This is a genomic window from Mesorhizobium sp. M0088, from assembly GCF_040322895.1.
GTDB lineage: Bacteria > Pseudomonadota > Alphaproteobacteria > Rhizobiales > Rhizobiaceae > Mesorhizobium.
Genome location: NZ_JAMYUI010000031.1, coordinates 20,041 through 36,115, shown reverse-complemented (window position 1 = coordinate 36,115; position 16,075 = coordinate 20,041). Strand labels below are relative to the sequence as shown.

Sequence of the window (16,075 nt, the reverse complement as noted above, 5' to 3'; positions counted from 1 at the left end):
GCCCCCTCATCTGCCTGCCGGCATCTTCTCCCCGTAAACGGGGAGAAGAGAGCTACACCGCATTGGTCAGCCGCACGAATTCCTCGACGCTGAGCGTCTCGGCGCGGCGTGTCGGATCGATGCCGGCTCGTTCGAGCAGGGCCTCGCCGCCGAGGCTTTTCACGCTCTGCCGCAGCATCTTGCGACGTTGGCCGAAAGCGGCTTCTGTGACGCGGCCGAGTTTCTTCACCTCGGCGGGCAGGGGCGTCGGGCGCGGCACCAGATGCACCACCGAGGAGGTGACCTTTGGCGGCGGCGTGAATGCCTGTGGCGGTACGTCGAAGGCGATCCTCGCCTCCGTCCGCCAGCCGGCAAGAACCCCCAGCCGGCCATAGCTGTCGCTGCCGGCAGGCGCGACGATGCGCTCGGCCACCTCGCGCTGGAACATCAAAGTCATCGAGGTGTAGAAAGGCGGCCAGTCGCTGACCGTCAACCAGCGCACCAGCAGCTCCGTGCCGATATTGTAGGGCAGGTTGGCCACGATCTTGACCGGACCGCCATTGCCGGTCGCTCGGCTGGCAAGGCCTGCGAAATCCGTCTTCAGCGCATCGCCGGAAACAACCTCCAGCCGGCCGGGATAATGATCGGACACTTCGGCAAGGGCCGCTAGGCAGCGTTCGTCACGCTCGATGGCGATGACGTGACGCGCGCCGTTGGAAAGCAGGGCGCGGGTCAGCCCGCCGGGACCGGGACCGACCTCGATCACGGTTGCATCGGACAAGTCGCCGGCGGTGCGCGCGATCTTGCCGGTGAGGTTGAGGTCGAGCAGGAAATTCTGGCCGAGCGCCTTCTTTGCCTGCAGCCCATGACGCTCGATCACCTCGCGCAGCGGCGGCAGCCCGTCGATGCTCATGCCCGAGATCTCATACCGCAACCGCCTTCGTGTTCGTGTCGGCCAGCCGCCGGGCAAGCTTCAGCGCCGCTATCAGGCTGTCGGGCCGCGCCACACCCTTGCCGGCGATGTCGAAGGCCGTGCCGTGGTCGGGCGAGGTGCGGATGAAGGGCAGGCCGAGCGTGACATTGACCGCCTCGTCGAAAGCCAGCGCCTTGGCCGGGATCAGCGCCTGGTCGTGATACATGCAAAGGGCCGCGTCGTAGCCCGCCCGCGCCCGGACATGGAACAACGTGTCGGCCGGCAAAGGGCCGAAAGCGTCGATGCCATCGGCACGCAGGATGTCGACCGCCGGGCGCACGATCCGCTCGTCCTCGAGGCCCATGGCGCCGCCTTCGCCGGCATGCGGGTTGAGCCCGGCAATCGCCAGCCGTGGCTTGGCGATGCCGAAGCGGCCGGTAAGGTCGGCGGCGGTGATGCGCGCGGTGGCGACGATCAGCTCGGTGGTCAGTGCCTTCGGCACCTCGGCCAGCGCGATGTGGATGGTGACGGGAACGGTGCGCAGGTCGGGTCCTGCCAGCATCATCACCGGCATCGCCTCGACGCCGCTGTGCCGGGCCGCCAGATGCGCCAGATACTCGGTGTGGCCGGGGAAGCGAAAGCCGGCGTCGTAGAGCGGCTTCTTGGCGATGGGGCAGGTGACCACGGCCGAGGCTTCGCCGGCAAGGCAATCGGCGACGGCGCGGTCGATGGCCTCGATGGTGGCGGCCGCATTGGCCGGATCCGGCCGGCCGGGACTGTCGATGCAGCGGGCAGTCAGTGGAACGATCGGCAAGGCGCGGGCAAAGACCTGCGCCGCTTGCGCTGATGTCGTTTCGACGACCGGCAGCGAAATGCCGAGCAGGCGCGCCCGGGAGGCGATCAGCGCCGGATCGGCGAGCAGGTAGAAGGGGGGCAGGGCGGCAGCTTCGCGCGCCATAAAGGCGGCGATGGCGATCTCCGGCCCAATGCCGGACGGATCGCCGGCGCTCAACGCGAGCGCAGTCACTGCGTTGCTCACGTCAGCGCTTGACGATGCGGGCTTTTGCCTTCAGCTCGTCGACATATTTCTTGCTGAGCGCGTCGGCATCCTTGTCGCCGCCGGAGCCTTCGGCCTGAAACGCCATTTGGGCGACCTTGTCGTCGGACACTTCGCGCGACGAGCAGATGCCGATGAATTCGACGCCGCGTTCGGTTTCGCGCGTGGCGGTGGCACCGCCGACTTTGGTCGCCTTGATCTGCTCGGCCCAGTCCGGCGGCAGCTGCGGCGCCAGCACCCGGCCCAGATCCCGAACGGTGACGTCGATCAGGCCCTTGGCGAATTCGCGCGTCGTTTTGCAGCCGTTGAAGCGGGCGCGCATGGCGTCGGCCTCGCGCTTGCGTTTGCCCAGCGTCGCGCTGCGTTCAGCTGCCGGCACCACGAAGATGACCTGCTGCAGCATGTATTCGGTGGCGCTCGGTTTGGCGCCGCCTTTTTCGAGCATCTTCCTCACGAGATCCTGCTCGCTGACGGCACCGGTGCCGTCGCCAGAACGGTAGCGCGCGCTCAAAGCCTGGTTCCAGGCCATCTGGGCGCGGATGAATTCCTTGAAGTGGCTCTTGGTGACGCCTGACTTCTCCATGACGCCGTCAAGCTGGCTGAGCTGCATCTTGTTGCTCGAGGCAAAGCGCTGATACGCCGCCTCGACTTGTGCGTCGCTGATGCGGATGCCAAGCCGCTTGGCCTCGGCCATACGAAGCGTCTGGTCGATCATTTCCTGGCCGGCATCGCCCTTCTTGCGCTGCAGCTTCAGGAAGGCGGCGCGATGGGCTATGTCACCGGTGGTGACCGGAATGTTGTTGACGACGTATTTGATCTCGCTGGCGAAAGCCGGCGGCGTCATTGCAGTGATCGACACGGACGTCGCCGCCACGAGCAACGCGAAACCTGCTGAAAAGAGGTATTTCCTCATCGTTGGTATCCCAATTCTATCCCGGTCCCGCCCAATTTCATCTTTCCAGGTGCGCGAAATCCGTGCCAGCCCTATGCGGCGAAACGATGTCGCCGATTGTTACTGGATCGTGTCGATGGCACTGGTCGACGAGCCGAATTCGCCGAGGGTGCGGAACGACAGATTGAAGCCGATGGTCTGCGACACCTCCCTGGTGTTCAGATCGCGCGACTGCGAGTAGGTCATCAGATAAGTGAAGCAGGAATCGTTGTAGGCGAAGCCGACACCGTCCTTGACCAGCAGGCTTTGCTGCAGGTCGTAGGTTCCTGTGCCGAAGACGCGCCAGTTTTCGGCCAGATGCGTCGATGCACCAAGCGTGACCTCGTGGCGGTCGGTGGTGAAGCCGTACAGTGGCTGGGCCTGGATGAAGGCGTATTTGGCGCTCAGCGACACAGGCAGGCCGGAATAGGCGGCCTTCACCTCGGCGCGGCGAACCTCGAAGCTCTGTTCGTCGAAACGGCCGCTGACCGAGGCCGCGAAGCCGTTGGGGCTGTTGATGCCGAACAGGCCGACATAATCGGATTTGGCCGTGTCGAGGCCGGAGTTGGCGCCGACATTGACCAGATCCGGCGCGGCGAACGAGTTCTCGCCGCCGATCTGATAGGATTGGCCGAAAATGGCATTGGTGCCCCAGCCATTGTTGTACGAGCCGGAATAGCGGAAGCCGACATTGGCGCGCGAACCGCCTTCGACGCGGTCGTAACCGGAGAACTTGTCGCGTTCGAACAAGGTGGTCGCGTCGAAGACCATGCTTTGGGCGTCTTCATTGGGTACTGCGAGACCGCCGACATATTGCTCGTTCGGGCGCATGAAGACCTGCGCCATTGGCTCGATAACGTGGCTGGACCCGCTGGCCATGGAAAACAGCACCGGCCAACGCATCTCGAGGCCTGCGGTTGCCATGTAACGGGCAAATGACGAGCGCATATCGGCCTGCTCGCTCAAATTTGCTGCCATCTGGTTGACGGCGTTTAGCGAAGCCGACGACGCGTTGAGGTAGTCCACATCGCCCTGCAGCGCGAGCAATGGTGTCAGCACCAGCCCGCCATCGGTGACGAAGCTCCGCTTCCACTCGGCCTCGGCGGTGAGACGGCCGGATTCGCCTTCGATACCAGGGACACGCTGTATGGGGGTGGAGAAAGTATCATCGAGCTCGTCGCGGCGGATGACACGCGCGTTGACATTGAGCGACAACTGGCCGCCGGCCACCGACGCATCAGGAATATAGGCATAGTCGAGCGACGGCAGCACCCAGGGCTGTTGTCCGCTTCGCGCAGAGGCGTTGTCGTCAGGCGTATCTTCCTGCACATCGAAATGCATGGCGCGCACGTCGAAATAGTTGCGGCCGTTGAGACCCGTCAAATAGACCGACGACTGGTGGACGCTGCTATTGTACTTGTCGATGCCGTAGGTGTTCGAGAAGTTCTTATCGGTCTGCAGCAGCACGTCCCAGCCGAAGTTCCAGCGTGAGTTGATGGCGAACTGCCCCTGGGTACCCATCATGCCGCGGAATTTGTTGGGGTCGCCGGCGCTGCCCGAATTGACGTTGTGGCCAGAGCTGGATGGGAAGGCAGTGGTGTCGAGGAAGGCGTCGGGATTCTGCTGGTGTATCCCGGCGATCTTCAAGCTGTACTCGCCATTGTCGAAGCGCTGACGCCACTCGGCCTCACCGAGGAAGCCCTGCTTGGTATAGCCGGTGCCGGTGACCGTCAGGTCGTAGGTCGGCGCCAATGCGAGATAATAGGGGACTTTCACGCCGACGCCGAGATCGCTCTTGTAGATGATGCTCGGGATCAGGAAGCCGCTCTTGCGCTTCACCGTCGGGTCGGCAATTTCGAATGCAGGCAGATAAGCAAGCGGAAAACCGAAGAACTCGAAATTCGCATTCTCGAAGCGAACCGTCTTCTTCTCGCCGTTCCAGATGATCTTCTTGGCCTTGACGCGCCAGGTCGGCGCTTTATCCGGCTTATCCTCGCACGGCTCGCAGGCAGTGTAGACGCCATTGTGGAAGGTGGTCAGCACGCCGCCCATGCGTTCTGCGCTTTCGGCGGCGAAATAGGCCTTGTCGATGGTTTCGACCCGCAACGCATTGACGAAGCCGTCGGCGAAGTCATCGGTGATGTCGATATGTTGCGAATTGATCTTGGTGCCGTCGCTGTTGATGACTTCGACGTTGCCGCTCGCGACCATCCGCTTGGTGTTGCGGTTGTATTCGACTCGCTGGGCGACAAGGCGATTGCCACCATAGTCGATCTGCACACCGCCGACGGCGGTCACGGTCTGGTTGTCGTTGTTGTAGACCAGCGTATCGGCCGCCAGCAGCATTTGCGAGCCGGCTGGAACCGATGTCGCCATGTCGCCGACGTCCTGCGCAAGCGCCGGTGCCGGAACGGCGTAGGCAAGCACGCACGCCAAGGCGGTCGCCGCATAGAGGCGCGCCAAACCGGCCTGCCTGTTGCTGGGCAAAAACGCCTCCCTCACTAGCCGTCTTCCTTGTATAGCAGGAAAGTCACCCCGAAGAACATAGCCACCATGACCGGTACCCAGGCGGCTACGACAGTCGGCACGAATCCCGCCACGCCGAATGCCTTCACCAGCACCGAAACGACATAAAGCAGAAAGCCAGCGATGATGCCACCCAGAATCATCGTCGCCGACTGTCCCATCCTAGCAAATCGCATTGAAACCGTTGCCGCGATCAGCGTCATGGCGACGAGAAGGAACGGCAACGCCACGAGCGAATCAAACTGCATGGCAAAAGCATTTGCCTTGAGGCCGAAGGAGCGGGCAACCTCGATCTTTCCGGGCAGGTCGTAGAAGGGGATGGTTTCGGGGCGCGCCAGCCGCTCTTGCACGAATTCGGGCTTTAGATTGGTCGGTACGCGATCGGTTGCCGATGCCTGGATCGTGCCGTTCTGGAATGTCTTGACGTCCTGTAATTCCCAATAGCCGTCGCGCAGGAAGGCACGGGCGGCGTCCTTGCGCTCGACGATGTTGCCTTGCGGGTCGAGAATGAAAAATACGACATCGGCCATTTCCAGGCCCTGGTTCAGGATGGCCCGCGCACCGATGATGGTGTCGCCCGAACCGGTTTTCTGCCGGATCCAGGGCGCGGCATCGGCCGAGACCGTATTCGATTTGCCGGAACGCAGCTGGGTTTCGATCTGCTCCGACCAGGAGAATGCGTGCGCGGCGAGCGGATTGATGACACCAACCGACAGGACGCCGAACAGCAAGGCTCCGATGCAGCAGGGCAAGAGGAACTGCCAGGCGGAAACACCGGCGGAACGCGCGATGACCAACTCGTAGCGCCGGTTCAGCGACACCAGCGTCGCCATCGCCGAGAAGAGACCGACGAACGGCACCGTCTGCAGCATGATCATCGGCATACGGAGGCCTGAAATGGCTACCGCCGTGCCGTAGGTGAAGCCGGGCAGGCCGGTGGTGCGGCCGGACAGCTCGGTGAAGTCGATCAGGAACACCAATGCCAGGAGGCCGATGAAGAACCAGATGGTGATCGTCACATAGCGGAAGAAGAAGTAGCGGCCCAGTGTCCAGCCCATCAGCCGACCCCTTGCCCTGATGCGCCGCGCCTGGACAAACGCAATTTGAAAGCATTCCAGCTGTCAGCGATGCGCGTGGCGAAGTTTGTCATCCAGTCCGCCCAGGTCACCGGCAGTTCCAGTGTTCGGTTGGAGACGATGAACCAGATCGCCACCGCGGAAGCCACGATCGGCACGCCATAGACCATATACGCATATTGCGGGACCTCATCCGCCTTGCTGGCGGCAAAAAAGCCCAGCCAACGCACGAACAGCGATATCGTGATCGCCGTGATCAGCGGATTGACGCGCGCCTCGCGGTGCGAGCGCGCATCCCCGGCAACCGCAAGCGCGATCAGCGCGAAAACCATGGAATAGGTCCATTCCGAGAACCGTTGGTTGACCTCGGCCCGGTATTCGTAGGGGTTCTGCTGATAGTACTTGTCGTTGGCGCCCGGGTTGAGCAGGTACTGCGTCGTCTGGTCCTTGGGCAGGAGCGTCACCGCCGAAGCCGCCGCCATGAAGGCCGACATGTCGAAGGCATAGGAGGTAAAGCGGATGACGGAGAGATCGCCGGTCAGCGTTTTGCGATGGATGACGCCGTCATTCATCATCAGCACCTTTTCACCGCCGCGTTCGACGATGCTGCCGGTCTTGGCGTAGTAGACGAGGTTGACGCCTTCCTCGCGCGAATCGGCGACGAAAATGCCACCCAGCCGATTGTCGGGAAGGCGCTCACCGATCTGCAGGAACAGCCCGTCGTCAATCTTGCGGAAGGTGCCTTCCTGGATGATCAACGACAACAGATCCGCGCGCGACGAGGCCACCAGTGCCCGGTTCTTCTGCCGTGCGTAAGGGTCGATGCCGTTGTCGACGGCAAAGGAAAAAACGGCGGCGGCGAGCGCCAGCAACATGATCGGCCGTACGATCGTCCAGCGCGAGGCCCCCGCGGCGTTGACGACGGCGAGTTCGGAATCCGAATTCATCACACTGAGTGTCTGTGCGACTGCTACCACCAGCGCAAAAGGCACCACGATCGGGATGATGGACGGAAGGATGAGGGCGGCGACTTCGAAGAAGGTCAACGCCGACTGGCCGCTGTCTGTCACCAGATCGATCTTTGCCAGCACCTGTGTCGTCCACACGATCGCCAGCGTCCACACAAGAGCGGCCATGAAGACCACGAAAGCGCGGCGCATGATGTAGCGTTCAACGACCTTCATGAAGGCTTTTCTCGATTTTTTCGAACGGCATCATGCCACCGAACAAGGTAGCTGTCCGGCAGCGCCTGCACAACTGGCTCCATCAGATGGTCGATCCGGGTTCTGTCCCACATTACGCCCCCCGGCTGGGCGGAGTGTCGGCGGGAATGGATAAGAAAGGGCGAACATCGATGGTTAACAACAGGTTGCGGCAAAAAGCGGGGCCGTGCCGCGACGAATCGTCATCGATTCCATAGGTCATATGGGATGCCAATTCGGCAAAGTCTTGCCAAATGCCGGAAAACGACCAAATGTCGCGCATCGTTTCGAACCGCTTCCCCAAAAGTCGCGCATTCCCTGAAAGCAGGACATGATGAATCAAAGACCGTCGATCGCCTTCGCCAAATTTTCCGGGTCCCAGAGCGCGGTAAACAAGAAGGGCACTGTCTTCGTGTTCGCGGCGGATGAGGGCGGCCTGAGCGACGTCGCCAAGGCCGGCGATCCCGGCAAGACATTGGAGCGGGCCTTTCCCGTGGCTGAGTTCATGGGCAAGTTCGCCAGTACGGTGGAAGTTCTGGCGCCGCAGGGAGCGTCGCTCGACAGACTGGTGGCGATAGGCACCGGCAAGGTGTCGGGACTGGACGAATATGCGTGGCTGAAGCTTGGCGGCACCGTTGCCGCGTCGCTGCGCAAGGCGACCGAAGTGGCGGTGGTCCTCGATGTGGCCGGCGCTTCGCCGAGTGCGAAGGACGCGGCAAACCTTGCCGCGGGCATTCTCCTGCGCAGCTATTCCTTCGATAAGTACAAGACCAGGAAGGACAAGGACGACAGCAAGGCAGAGCCGAAGAAGTCGGTCAAGGTGACCATCCACACCGCCGATCCGGCCGCTGCGAAGAAGGCCTTCGCCGATGCCGAGGCGGTGATAGACGGCGTCCTGCTGGCGCGCGACCTCGTCAACGAACCGGCAAACGTGCTTGGGCCGGTCGAGTTCGCTGCCCGCGCCAAGGAACTCGAGGCGCTAGGCGTCAAGGTCGAGATATTGGCTGAGAAGGAAATGAAGAAGCTCGGTATGGGCTCGCTGCTCGGTGTCGCGCAAGGCTCGCCGCGCGGCGCCCGCATGGCGATCATGCAGTGGAACGGCGGCAAGCCGAAGGACAGCCCGATCGCCTTCGTCGGCAAGGGCGTCACTTTCGACACCGGCGGCAATTCCATAAAGCCGGCCTCGGGCATGGAGGATATGAAGGGCGACATGGGCGGTGCCGCCGCCGTCACCGGCTTGATGCATGCGCTGGCGGCCCGCAAGGCGAAAGCCAATGTCGTCGGTATCATCGGACTGGTCGAAAATGCCGTCGACGGTCATGCCCAGCGTCCCGGTGATATCGTCACTTCGATGTCGGGCCAGACCATCGAGGTGCTCAATACCGATGCCGAGGGCCGCCTCGTGCTGGCCGATGCGTTGTGGTACTGCAACGACCGCTTCCAGCCGAAATTCATGGTCAATCTGGCGACGCTGACCGGCGCCATCATGGTGGCGCTCGGCCAACATTATGCCGGCCTGTTTTCCAACAATGACGAGCTGGCCGAAAAGTTGTCGGCGGCGGGGCAGGCGACGCAGGAACGGCTGTGGCGCATGCCGCTCGGTGCCGAATACGACAAGCTCATCGATTCCAAGAACGCCGACATGAAGAACATCGGCGGCCGTTTTGGCGGCGCCACCATTGCGGCGCAGTTTCTGCAGCGCTTCGTCAAGGATACGCCATGGGCTCATCTCGACATTGCCGGCACGGCGATGGGGGCGCCGTCGAACGAGATCAACCAGTCCTGGGGTTCCGGTTTCGGCGTCAGGCTGCTCGACCGGCTGGTGCGCGATAATTATGAGCAGTGAACGGGTTCAATCACTATAGGCTGAAGCGATGGCCGACGTCCTGTTCTACCACCTGACTGAATCGACGCTGGAGGATGCGCTGCCAGGCCTCCTGGAGCGCAGCGTCGACCGTGGCTGGCGCGCCGTGGTGCAGACAGGCACGGAGGAACGCCGCGATGCGCTCGACCAGCATCTGTGGACCTTCCGCGACGATTCGTTCCTGGCGCACGCAACCGATCGTGAGGCTCATCCCGGTGAACAGCCGATTCTGTTGACCACCGGCGACGGCAATCCCAACGACGCCAAGATTAGGTTCCTGGTCGACGGTGCGGTGCCGCCTGACCTTGGCGGCTACGAGCGCGCGGTGTTCCTGTTCGATGGCCACGATGCCGCCCAACTCGAGGCGGCGCGAGGGCACTGGAAGGTGATGAAGAGCGCTGGCCACGCCGTCACCTACTGGCAACAGACGCCAGATCGCCGCTGGGAGCGCAAGGCTTAAGGCAGGTCGCCTGAACGTCAGGCGACATGCTTGACCTGTGGCGTGTCACGACAATATCTACTGCTTGGCCTTGATCCGGTTCATTTTCGTTGTGACGTAGTCGCCGTATTTCAATTTCATCGACTCGTCCGACCGGTTTCGACGCGGGCTCTTGAAAACGTACCATTCGCCATCAGGCGATTTACGCTTGTAGATAACCTTGCCCACTTGGCGATGCTCGAAGCAGGTCATCGAGCCCTTCACCCCCCAGGAGCCATGCCATTGCGCGCGGTAGCAGAGCTTGCCGCCGCCGGGAATGAACCACATGCCGTCGCCATAGCCCGACTTGCCCTTGTCGTGAGTCCAGGCATCGAACTGCCTCTGCTTGACGGCAAAGAACCCGGCGCCCTTCTTGCCCCACAGCCACGAATGGTTCTGATAAATCTGGTAGACGCCTTCGTCAGGAACGACTGTGGCTTTTTGCGCCTGCTCGGCGATCCTTGTCGCCGTCTTGGCCGTCGCAGGAACCTGAAAGGCAAGAACAAGAACGGAGCAGGCGAATGCCGCTCCGAGATAATTTCCCACTACCCGTTTCACGAAACTTCTCCACAGACTGATTTACGCCACGCCTCAACCCTCATCCCGAACCGCTGGTTCGAGATGGAGCATGATCGAACAGGAGATTGGAAATCGATCCCGATCGCGTCGGGATCGATCAGCACGATGCGTCTACGGCAGGACGTGCTGGGTCACCCTCCAGTCGGGCAGACCATAGCCACCCAGCCACGGCCACACTTCCTTCTGGTTGAAGTAGACGACCGAAGTCAGCGCCGGGAACTCCGCGTAGGATTTGCGGGAATCTTCCTGCCATTTCGAGACATAGTCCTGCTTTCCGACATAGCCGAGTTCCGCAACGACGATCGGCTTGTTGAATACTGCAACGCGGTCATAGCCGGGCTTCAGCAGCTCAGCGAAGGTACGGTCATGACCGGCCTCGTCATTATCCTTTTTCTGCAGACCGAACACCGACAGGCCGATGACGTCGACATAGTCGTCGCCGGGGTAGTATTTTTCCAGACCCTCTTCGCCCTTGGGCGACCACATATACTTGGCGGCGGGGGCAGCCTTGCGGCAGATATCGACCTCGCGCTTGTAAGCGGAGATCCAGTCCTTGGGAGCCCAGTTGGCCCAGGTGAAGCGGCCGTTCTTGTCTTCCATTTCCTGAGCCCAGCGAATGGTCACCGGGCTCTTCATCTGTCCCACCAGGCCGCAGATTGCCTGCATGTTGGCGTCATATTTGCCGCTCAAAATGCCGTCGCGCAATTCGGGCGGGGTGATGCGCCAGTCCTTCGACCAGGTCCACGGTTCAACCGTAATCAGCAGCGAACGTCCGCGTTGCAGCGCATAGGCGTCGGCAAGCGGCAGCGTCGACAGGTCGACGTCTTCCCAAGGCAGGAACAGCTCTTCGATGCTGGCACTCTTGTCGGCGCTGAAGTCGCCGTAGGGATCATAGGATCCGAACGCCGAGGCGGCGCTGCTCGTTTGGACGGGGTCCGTCGCGGCTACCGAGCCAGCGCCTCCTGCCGTGGGGAACGCGGCGCTTCCGCCCAATGCCAGCGCGATTGCGAGTGCTTTTACTGTGGAGTATTTCATGTCGATCTCCCATGGCCCCAACCTCTTTCGGAAGTTAAGGCTTCGCCCGTGCGCATCGATGCCTGATCGACACGACTACCCAAAAACCGATCGGCTCTATTTGGCAGAATCTGCGGGATTTCGGAGCGACCCCATTGGCGGATGTGCGAACCTGGCACAGAGCCACCCAAAATTACCTCTCAAGCCCCTATACAGGGGGGCGTTCGAGAGAAAGTTCGCCGCGATACTCACAAATTCGCGTCAAAATCCCGATATATCATCCCTGGCTAATTTAAGAGCCGGTCAGGGCCAAGAGTCAAGCACAATTAACGGTTGCTTAACCTTGACGACCGCAACATGGTTAAAGGCTTTGGCCGGATCCCCTCCGACTGCCTCGACCCGTCGGTGAATTTCCAGCACCGAAGAGTTTGCCGGCTCGCCGCCAGACTGACTGCTCGGTAGCGGCTATTCCTCCCCCGATACGCGTTAGGTTAACCAAATCTCAAGAATCATATTCAACAAACAATTAATTTAGTTGACGCTAAGAAAGCATTAGCTAATTCTAATGCTGGGATTTTGGGAGCTTCCAGCCACCTTGTCGGCGGAAGCCCAAAGTGGCGGGCGAGTAAGTGTATGAGTGCTTCCGTGCATGATGGCGTCGTCGGCCATAAGAGCCGACGGGCGCATCGATCTGAGGCGGCTCTGGCAGTCACTGCGCAGAAGGGACCCTTTCTGGTGCCCGTGCTGTCGGCCTTTCAGCAATGGATCCTGAGACTGGCGCTGGCTTTCTGGTTCTGCACACTCGGGTTTTTCTGGATCTGGTGGCTGAAGCCGGAGCATGTCGAACATCTCGGGCCATACACGTTCGCAACACTCATCCTGGTATGGCACACGCTCATGCCGTTGTACTTTCTATTGAACGTGCATGCGTCGAAAAAACCGTCCAAGCTTCACACGATCCCGAAGCGTTCGCGGGTCGCGATGGTGGTCACCAAGGCCCCCTCCGAACCGTTTGCCGTCGTTGCGCGCACGCTCGAAGCGATGCTGGCACAGGATTACCCGCACGATACCTGGCTGGCCGACGAGGATCCCTCCGAAGAGACAGTTCGCTGGTGCGACGCTCACGGCGTGATGATTTCGACGCGGCGCGGCAGGCAAGACTATCACCGCACGACATGGCCACGCCGGACGCGCTGCAAGGAAGGCAATTTGGCGTTCTTCTACGACCACTATGGCTACGAGCGTTACGATTTCGTCGCCCAGATGGATGCGGACCATGTACCGACGCCAACCTATCTGAGGGAGATCCTGTTTCCCTTCGCCGATCCCTCGGTTGGCTATGTCTCGGCGCCGAGCATCTGCGACAACAACGCCGCCGAGAGTTGGGCGGCGCGCGGCAGGCTGTTTCCGGAAGGGATGTTTCACGGACCGCTGCAGTCCGGCCATACGGGCGGTGGAGCTCCGCTCTGCATCGGCTCGCATTATGCCGTGCGGACCAAGGCGCTGAAGCAGGCGGGCGGTCTCGGTCCTGAACTGGCGGAAGATCACTCCACCTCCATGTTGATCAACGCGGCCGGATGGCACGGCGTGCATGCGCTCGACGCCATCGCCCATGGCGATGGCCCGCAGACCTTCGCCGACCTCATCACCCAGGAATTCCAGTGGTCGCGCAGTCTGATGACGATCCTGCTCGAATATTCGCCGAGCTATCTCCCAAAGCTGTCGCCGCGGCTGAGATTCCAATTCCTCTTTTGCCAGCTCTGGTATCCGCTGTTCGCCGTCTTTGCGTTGCTGATGTACGTCATGCCGGTCTATGCGCTGTCTACCGGGCGCAACTTCGCCAATGTCATGTATCTCGACTTTTTGTTCTACTATCTGCCGAACGCGGTCGCGCTGGTTGGCCTGGTGATGCTGCTGAAGGCGTTCGGCCTCTCGCGCCCGATGACGGCCAAGACGATCAGCTGGGAAGGCACGCTGTTCCTCTTCTTCGCGCGTTGGCCTTGGGTGCTGGCCGGCACGTTGTCGTCGATCCGCGACTATCTGACCAAATCATTCGTCGATTTCCGCGTCACGCCCAAGGGCAGCGGCCCCAAGCACCTTCTGCCGGCTCGCGCCCTCACTCCCTATGTGGCGCTGGCCATCGGCGCGGCACTGCCTGTCCTGCTCGTTGAGCACCCCTTCGATGCCACCGGCTTCTACTGGTTCGCCGCCTTCAACGCCTTCCTCTACGGGCTGCTGGTTGTTGTGATTGTCGTAAGGCACGTCATCGAAAACAGGATTCCGTTGCGCGCCAATGCGGCGAAAGTCGCCTTTCAGGGGTCGCTTGCCGTGCTGGCGCTGATCGTGCCCGCCGCGGGCTTCTACGATCGCGGCATGGAAGGCGTCTACGGACTGCAGCAGGGCGCCGGTGGCCTGCGCATCGTGCGCATCGCCTATGTGGTTTCCGGCGCCGGCCAGGGCAACATCGGTGGCCGCAATTTCTACTTCGATCCAGGTTGGGAAACGCGGCGCTGAATGCTGGAGGCGTCCGCGTAGCGGGCCGGCACTCTGGACGGCTGCAGGCACGAGCCCAAAAGATCAAACTTTAATTATATCCGATCGATTGCCGAAAGGCCGCGTTCATCGTGTCGTTTGCATGATCTTTAATAAGTTTCCCCTAATATACAATCCATGATGTGAGCGGCGATAGGCTGCTCGCGTGGCGCGGAAGCCAAAAAAGCAAATAGATCTCCGCGCTGCAACGAATTATATTCGTGGTAGGGGACAATGATGAACAAAGGTATGGAAAGAAGGGCAAGGATCGGCGCGAAATATGCTTGTGCATTTGCCGCCGTTGCATTGATCTCGATACTCTCAGGTTGCCAGAGCAAGGACGCGACCAAGACCAGCTCGATCGGCACAAAGTCCGTGGTGCATACGCTCGGCAAGAAGGTGCACGACGTCAAGAAGAAGCGGCTGCATCTGTTCAACCGCAAGCCGCTCACACAGACGACCATGGTGACGCGTACGAGGGAGGAGGCCTATGCGGCCTTCGTGCGGCCGCAGCGGGTCGGAAGGCCGGCGCCGGTGAAGGTCTCCTACCGTCTGGGCAATGGCGGCCCGTTCCTTGGCCGTTCGCCTTGGATTTGTGGCCCGAGCGGTTTCGGCCAGCGCGCCAGCTGCCGTTCGCGCTACTAGACCATCAGACCTAAAAGTGGCGGCGCGATTTGAATGAAGGATCCGCCGCTCTTGTATTCGCCAGGGGGCGCGAGTCGAGGGCGAGAGGTTGGCGCAGACGTTGCGCCTTGCCTCTTGCCCTCAGGCCGCCATTCCTGGGATCAATGAACCCTGCCAGTCCGCCGTCGGCCTGAAACCAAAATCCCTCCCAGCAAGCTATCGATGAAGCCACTGCCCCGGTCAACGCTGGGGACGGAGAGCCTCGATGGCGTCCCGATCACCTCATGATGGCCGGCTCGGGCGGAGCCAGCCGTCATTGTCACTGCGCGCCGGCTGTGGCCGCGCGACATAGGCCGATGCTCCATTCGCTTCGTGATAGACCCGTGCCAGCATTTCAGCCAGTACGCCCGACGTCACCATCTGCACCCCGGCGATGAGCAGGAAGAAGCCGGTGAACAGCATCGGTCGCGTTCCAATGTCTTCGGCGAAAAGCAGCTTCAGGCAAAGCAGGTAGGCAAGGATCAGCGAACCCAGAGCGCCAAGCACGATGCCGATGCCGCCGAAGAAGTGCCCGGGCCGCGTGCGATAACGCATGAAGAAGTACATGAAGACTAGATCGAGCACGACCCTGAAGGTGCGCGAAATGCCGTATTTGGATTGGCCATGGATGCGGGCGTGATGCGTCACCACTTCCTGCGCGATGCGTCTGGGGGTCGTCACCGTGGCCAGCCATGCCGGGATGAAGCGGTGCATCTCGCCATAGAGCTTGACGCTGCGGATGACGTTGCCGCGATAGACCTTGAGGCTGCAGCCATAGTCCTTGAGGCGCACCCCGGTGACGCGCGCGATCAGCGCGTTGGCGATGCGCGAGGGCAGCCTGCGCATGAAAAAACCTTCCTGGCGATCCTTGCGCCAGCCCACCACCAGGTCGAGATCCTCGCTCAACAGGCGGTAGACCATACGCGGAATGTCGTAGGGATCATTTTGCAGGTCGCCGTCGATCGTGGCGATGACGTCGCCGCGCGCTGCGTCGATACCGGCCTGCATCGCGGCGGTTTGCTTGTAGTTGCGCACCAGCTCGACCGCATGCACATGCGGGCCGTAATGCGCCGCCAGGCGCCTGATCTCGCTCACCGTCGCGTCGGTGCTGCCGTCATCGACCAGCACGACCTCCCACGGCTGGCCGTAGCGTTCCATCGCCTGGTGAATCCGCACCAGCAGCGGTTCGACGTTCTCGGCCTCGTTGTACATGGGCACGACGATGGACAGTGTATGGTCCGGCATCACCGCGCCGTCAGGC

General features: G+C 61.5%; 13 protein-coding genes. 4 read left to right on the top strand and 9 right to left on the bottom strand.

Features of this window, described 5'->3' with window-relative positions; genetic code table 11:
- Positions 1–52 precede the first annotated feature (52 nt).
- From rsmA to lptF, 6 genes are all read right to left on the bottom strand, one after another.
- Positions 53–892 (bottom strand): 16S rRNA (adenine(1518)-N(6)/adenine(1519)-N(6))-dimethyltransferase RsmA, encoded by an 840-nt coding sequence (gene rsmA, locus NKJ67_RS29930; protein WP_352584850.1) that lies wholly within the window; start codon positions 890–892, stop codon positions 53–55.
- Between the two features lie 10 nt (positions 893–902).
- Entirely contained in the window at positions 903–1,931 is a 1,029-nt protein-coding gene (pdxA, locus tag NKJ67_RS29925) for a 4-hydroxythreonine-4-phosphate dehydrogenase PdxA (protein ID WP_127268605.1), read from the bottom strand.
- Position 1,932: 1 nt separating this feature from the next.
- Entirely contained in the window at positions 1,933–2,862 is a 930-nt protein-coding gene (locus NKJ67_RS29920) for a peptidylprolyl isomerase (protein ID WP_127321184.1), read from the bottom strand.
- A 99-nt stretch (positions 2,863–2,961) separates the two neighbouring features.
- Positions 2,962–5,382: an LPS-assembly protein LptD gene (locus NKJ67_RS29915; protein ID WP_352584848.1), complete on the bottom strand. Its 2,421-nt coding sequence runs from the start codon at positions 5,380–5,382 to the stop codon at positions 2,962–2,964.
- Complete coding sequence (lptG, locus tag NKJ67_RS29910; RefSeq protein WP_352584916.1) at positions 5,382–6,467, bottom strand: LPS export ABC transporter permease LptG; 1,086 nt, start codon at positions 6,465–6,467, stop codon at positions 5,382–5,384. Before lptG ends, NKJ67_RS29915 begins: the two co-directional genes overlap by 1 nt.
- The gene (gene lptF, locus NKJ67_RS29905) at positions 6,464–7,666 is read right to left on the bottom strand and encodes an LPS export ABC transporter permease LptF (protein ID WP_127267686.1); all 1,203 of its coding nucleotides are present in this window, start codon (positions 7,664–7,666) and stop codon (positions 6,464–6,466) included. The genes lptG and lptF overlap by 4 nt, the downstream gene beginning before the upstream one ends.
- 352 nt (positions 7,667–8,018) lie before the next feature.
- Here lptF and NKJ67_RS29900 point away from each other — a divergent pair, with 352 nt between their 5' ends.
- On the top strand, positions 8,019–9,530 hold the full coding sequence (locus tag NKJ67_RS29900) for a leucyl aminopeptidase (protein WP_256745850.1): 1,512 nt from the start codon (positions 8,019–8,021) through the stop codon (positions 9,528–9,530).
- Positions 9,531–9,558: 28 nt separating this feature from the next.
- Positions 9,559–10,008, top strand: coding sequence for a DNA polymerase III subunit chi (locus tag NKJ67_RS29895; RefSeq protein WP_023813773.1), 450 nt, complete (start codon positions 9,559–9,561; stop codon positions 10,006–10,008).
- A gap of 57 nt (positions 10,009–10,065) precedes the next feature.
- On the opposite strand, the gene NKJ67_RS29890 is transcribed toward NKJ67_RS29895, so the two are convergent.
- Positions 10,066–10,584 carry a DUF995 domain-containing protein gene (locus NKJ67_RS29890; protein ID WP_127331777.1) on the bottom strand — a complete coding sequence of 173 codons (519 nt, stop codon included), beginning with the start codon at positions 10,582–10,584 and terminating at the stop codon, positions 10,066–10,068.
- Between the two features lie 132 nt (positions 10,585–10,716).
- Positions 10,717–11,640, bottom strand: coding sequence for a glycoside hydrolase family 26 protein (locus NKJ67_RS29885; protein ID WP_127319805.1), 924 nt, complete (start codon positions 11,638–11,640; stop codon positions 10,717–10,719).
- Positions 11,641–12,252: 612 nt separating this feature from the next.
- Between NKJ67_RS29885 and NKJ67_RS29880 the strand changes: the two genes are divergently transcribed.
- Positions 12,253–14,133 carry a glycosyltransferase family 2 protein gene (locus tag NKJ67_RS29880; protein WP_352584845.1) on the top strand — a complete coding sequence of 627 codons (1,881 nt, stop codon included), beginning with the start codon at positions 12,253–12,255 and terminating at the stop codon, positions 14,131–14,133.
- Positions 14,134–14,388: 255 nt separating this feature from the next.
- Positions 14,389–14,796, top strand: a complete 408-nt coding sequence (locus NKJ67_RS29875) for a hypothetical protein (protein ID WP_127267682.1) — start codon at positions 14,389–14,391, stop codon at positions 14,794–14,796.
- Positions 14,797–15,057: 261 nt separating this feature from the next.
- On the opposite strand, the gene NKJ67_RS29870 is transcribed toward NKJ67_RS29875, so the two are convergent.
- Positions 15,058–16,059: a glycosyltransferase family 2 protein gene (locus NKJ67_RS29870; RefSeq protein ID WP_236383117.1), complete on the bottom strand. Its 1,002-nt coding sequence runs from the start codon at positions 16,057–16,059 to the stop codon at positions 15,058–15,060.
- Positions 16,060–16,075 lie beyond the last annotated feature (16 nt).

Excerpts from the sequence above, each read along its gene's own strand:
- NKJ67_RS29895 (WP_023813773.1), top strand. The coding sequence starts at position 9,559 with ATGGCCGACGTCCTGTTCTACCACCTGACTGAATCGACGCTGGAGGAT.
- NKJ67_RS29885 (WP_127319805.1), bottom strand. The coding sequence starts at position 11,640 with ATGAAATACTCCACAGTAAAAGCACTCGCAATCGCGCTGGCATTGGGC.
- lptF (WP_127267686.1), bottom strand. The coding sequence starts at position 7,666 with ATGAAGGTCGTTGAACGCTACATCATGCGCCGCGCTTTCGTGGTCTTC.
- rsmA (WP_352584850.1), bottom strand. The coding sequence starts at position 892 with ATGAGCATCGACGGGCTGCCGCCGCTGCGCGAGGTGATCGAGCGTCAT.
- NKJ67_RS29870 (WP_236383117.1), bottom strand. The coding sequence starts at position 16,059 with ATGCCGGACCATACACTGTCCATCGTCGTGCCCATGTACAACGAGGCC.
- NKJ67_RS29920 (WP_127321184.1), bottom strand. The coding sequence starts at position 2,862 with ATGAGGAAATACCTCTTTTCAGCAGGTTTCGCGTTGCTCGTGGCGGCG.
- NKJ67_RS29875 (WP_127267682.1), top strand. The coding sequence starts at position 14,389 with ATGAACAAAGGTATGGAAAGAAGGGCAAGGATCGGCGCGAAATATGCT.
- NKJ67_RS29900 (WP_256745850.1), top strand. The coding sequence starts at position 8,019 with ATGAATCAAAGACCGTCGATCGCCTTCGCCAAATTTTCCGGGTCCCAG.
- NKJ67_RS29880 (WP_352584845.1), top strand. The coding sequence starts at position 12,253 with ATGAGTGCTTCCGTGCATGATGGCGTCGTCGGCCATAAGAGCCGACGG.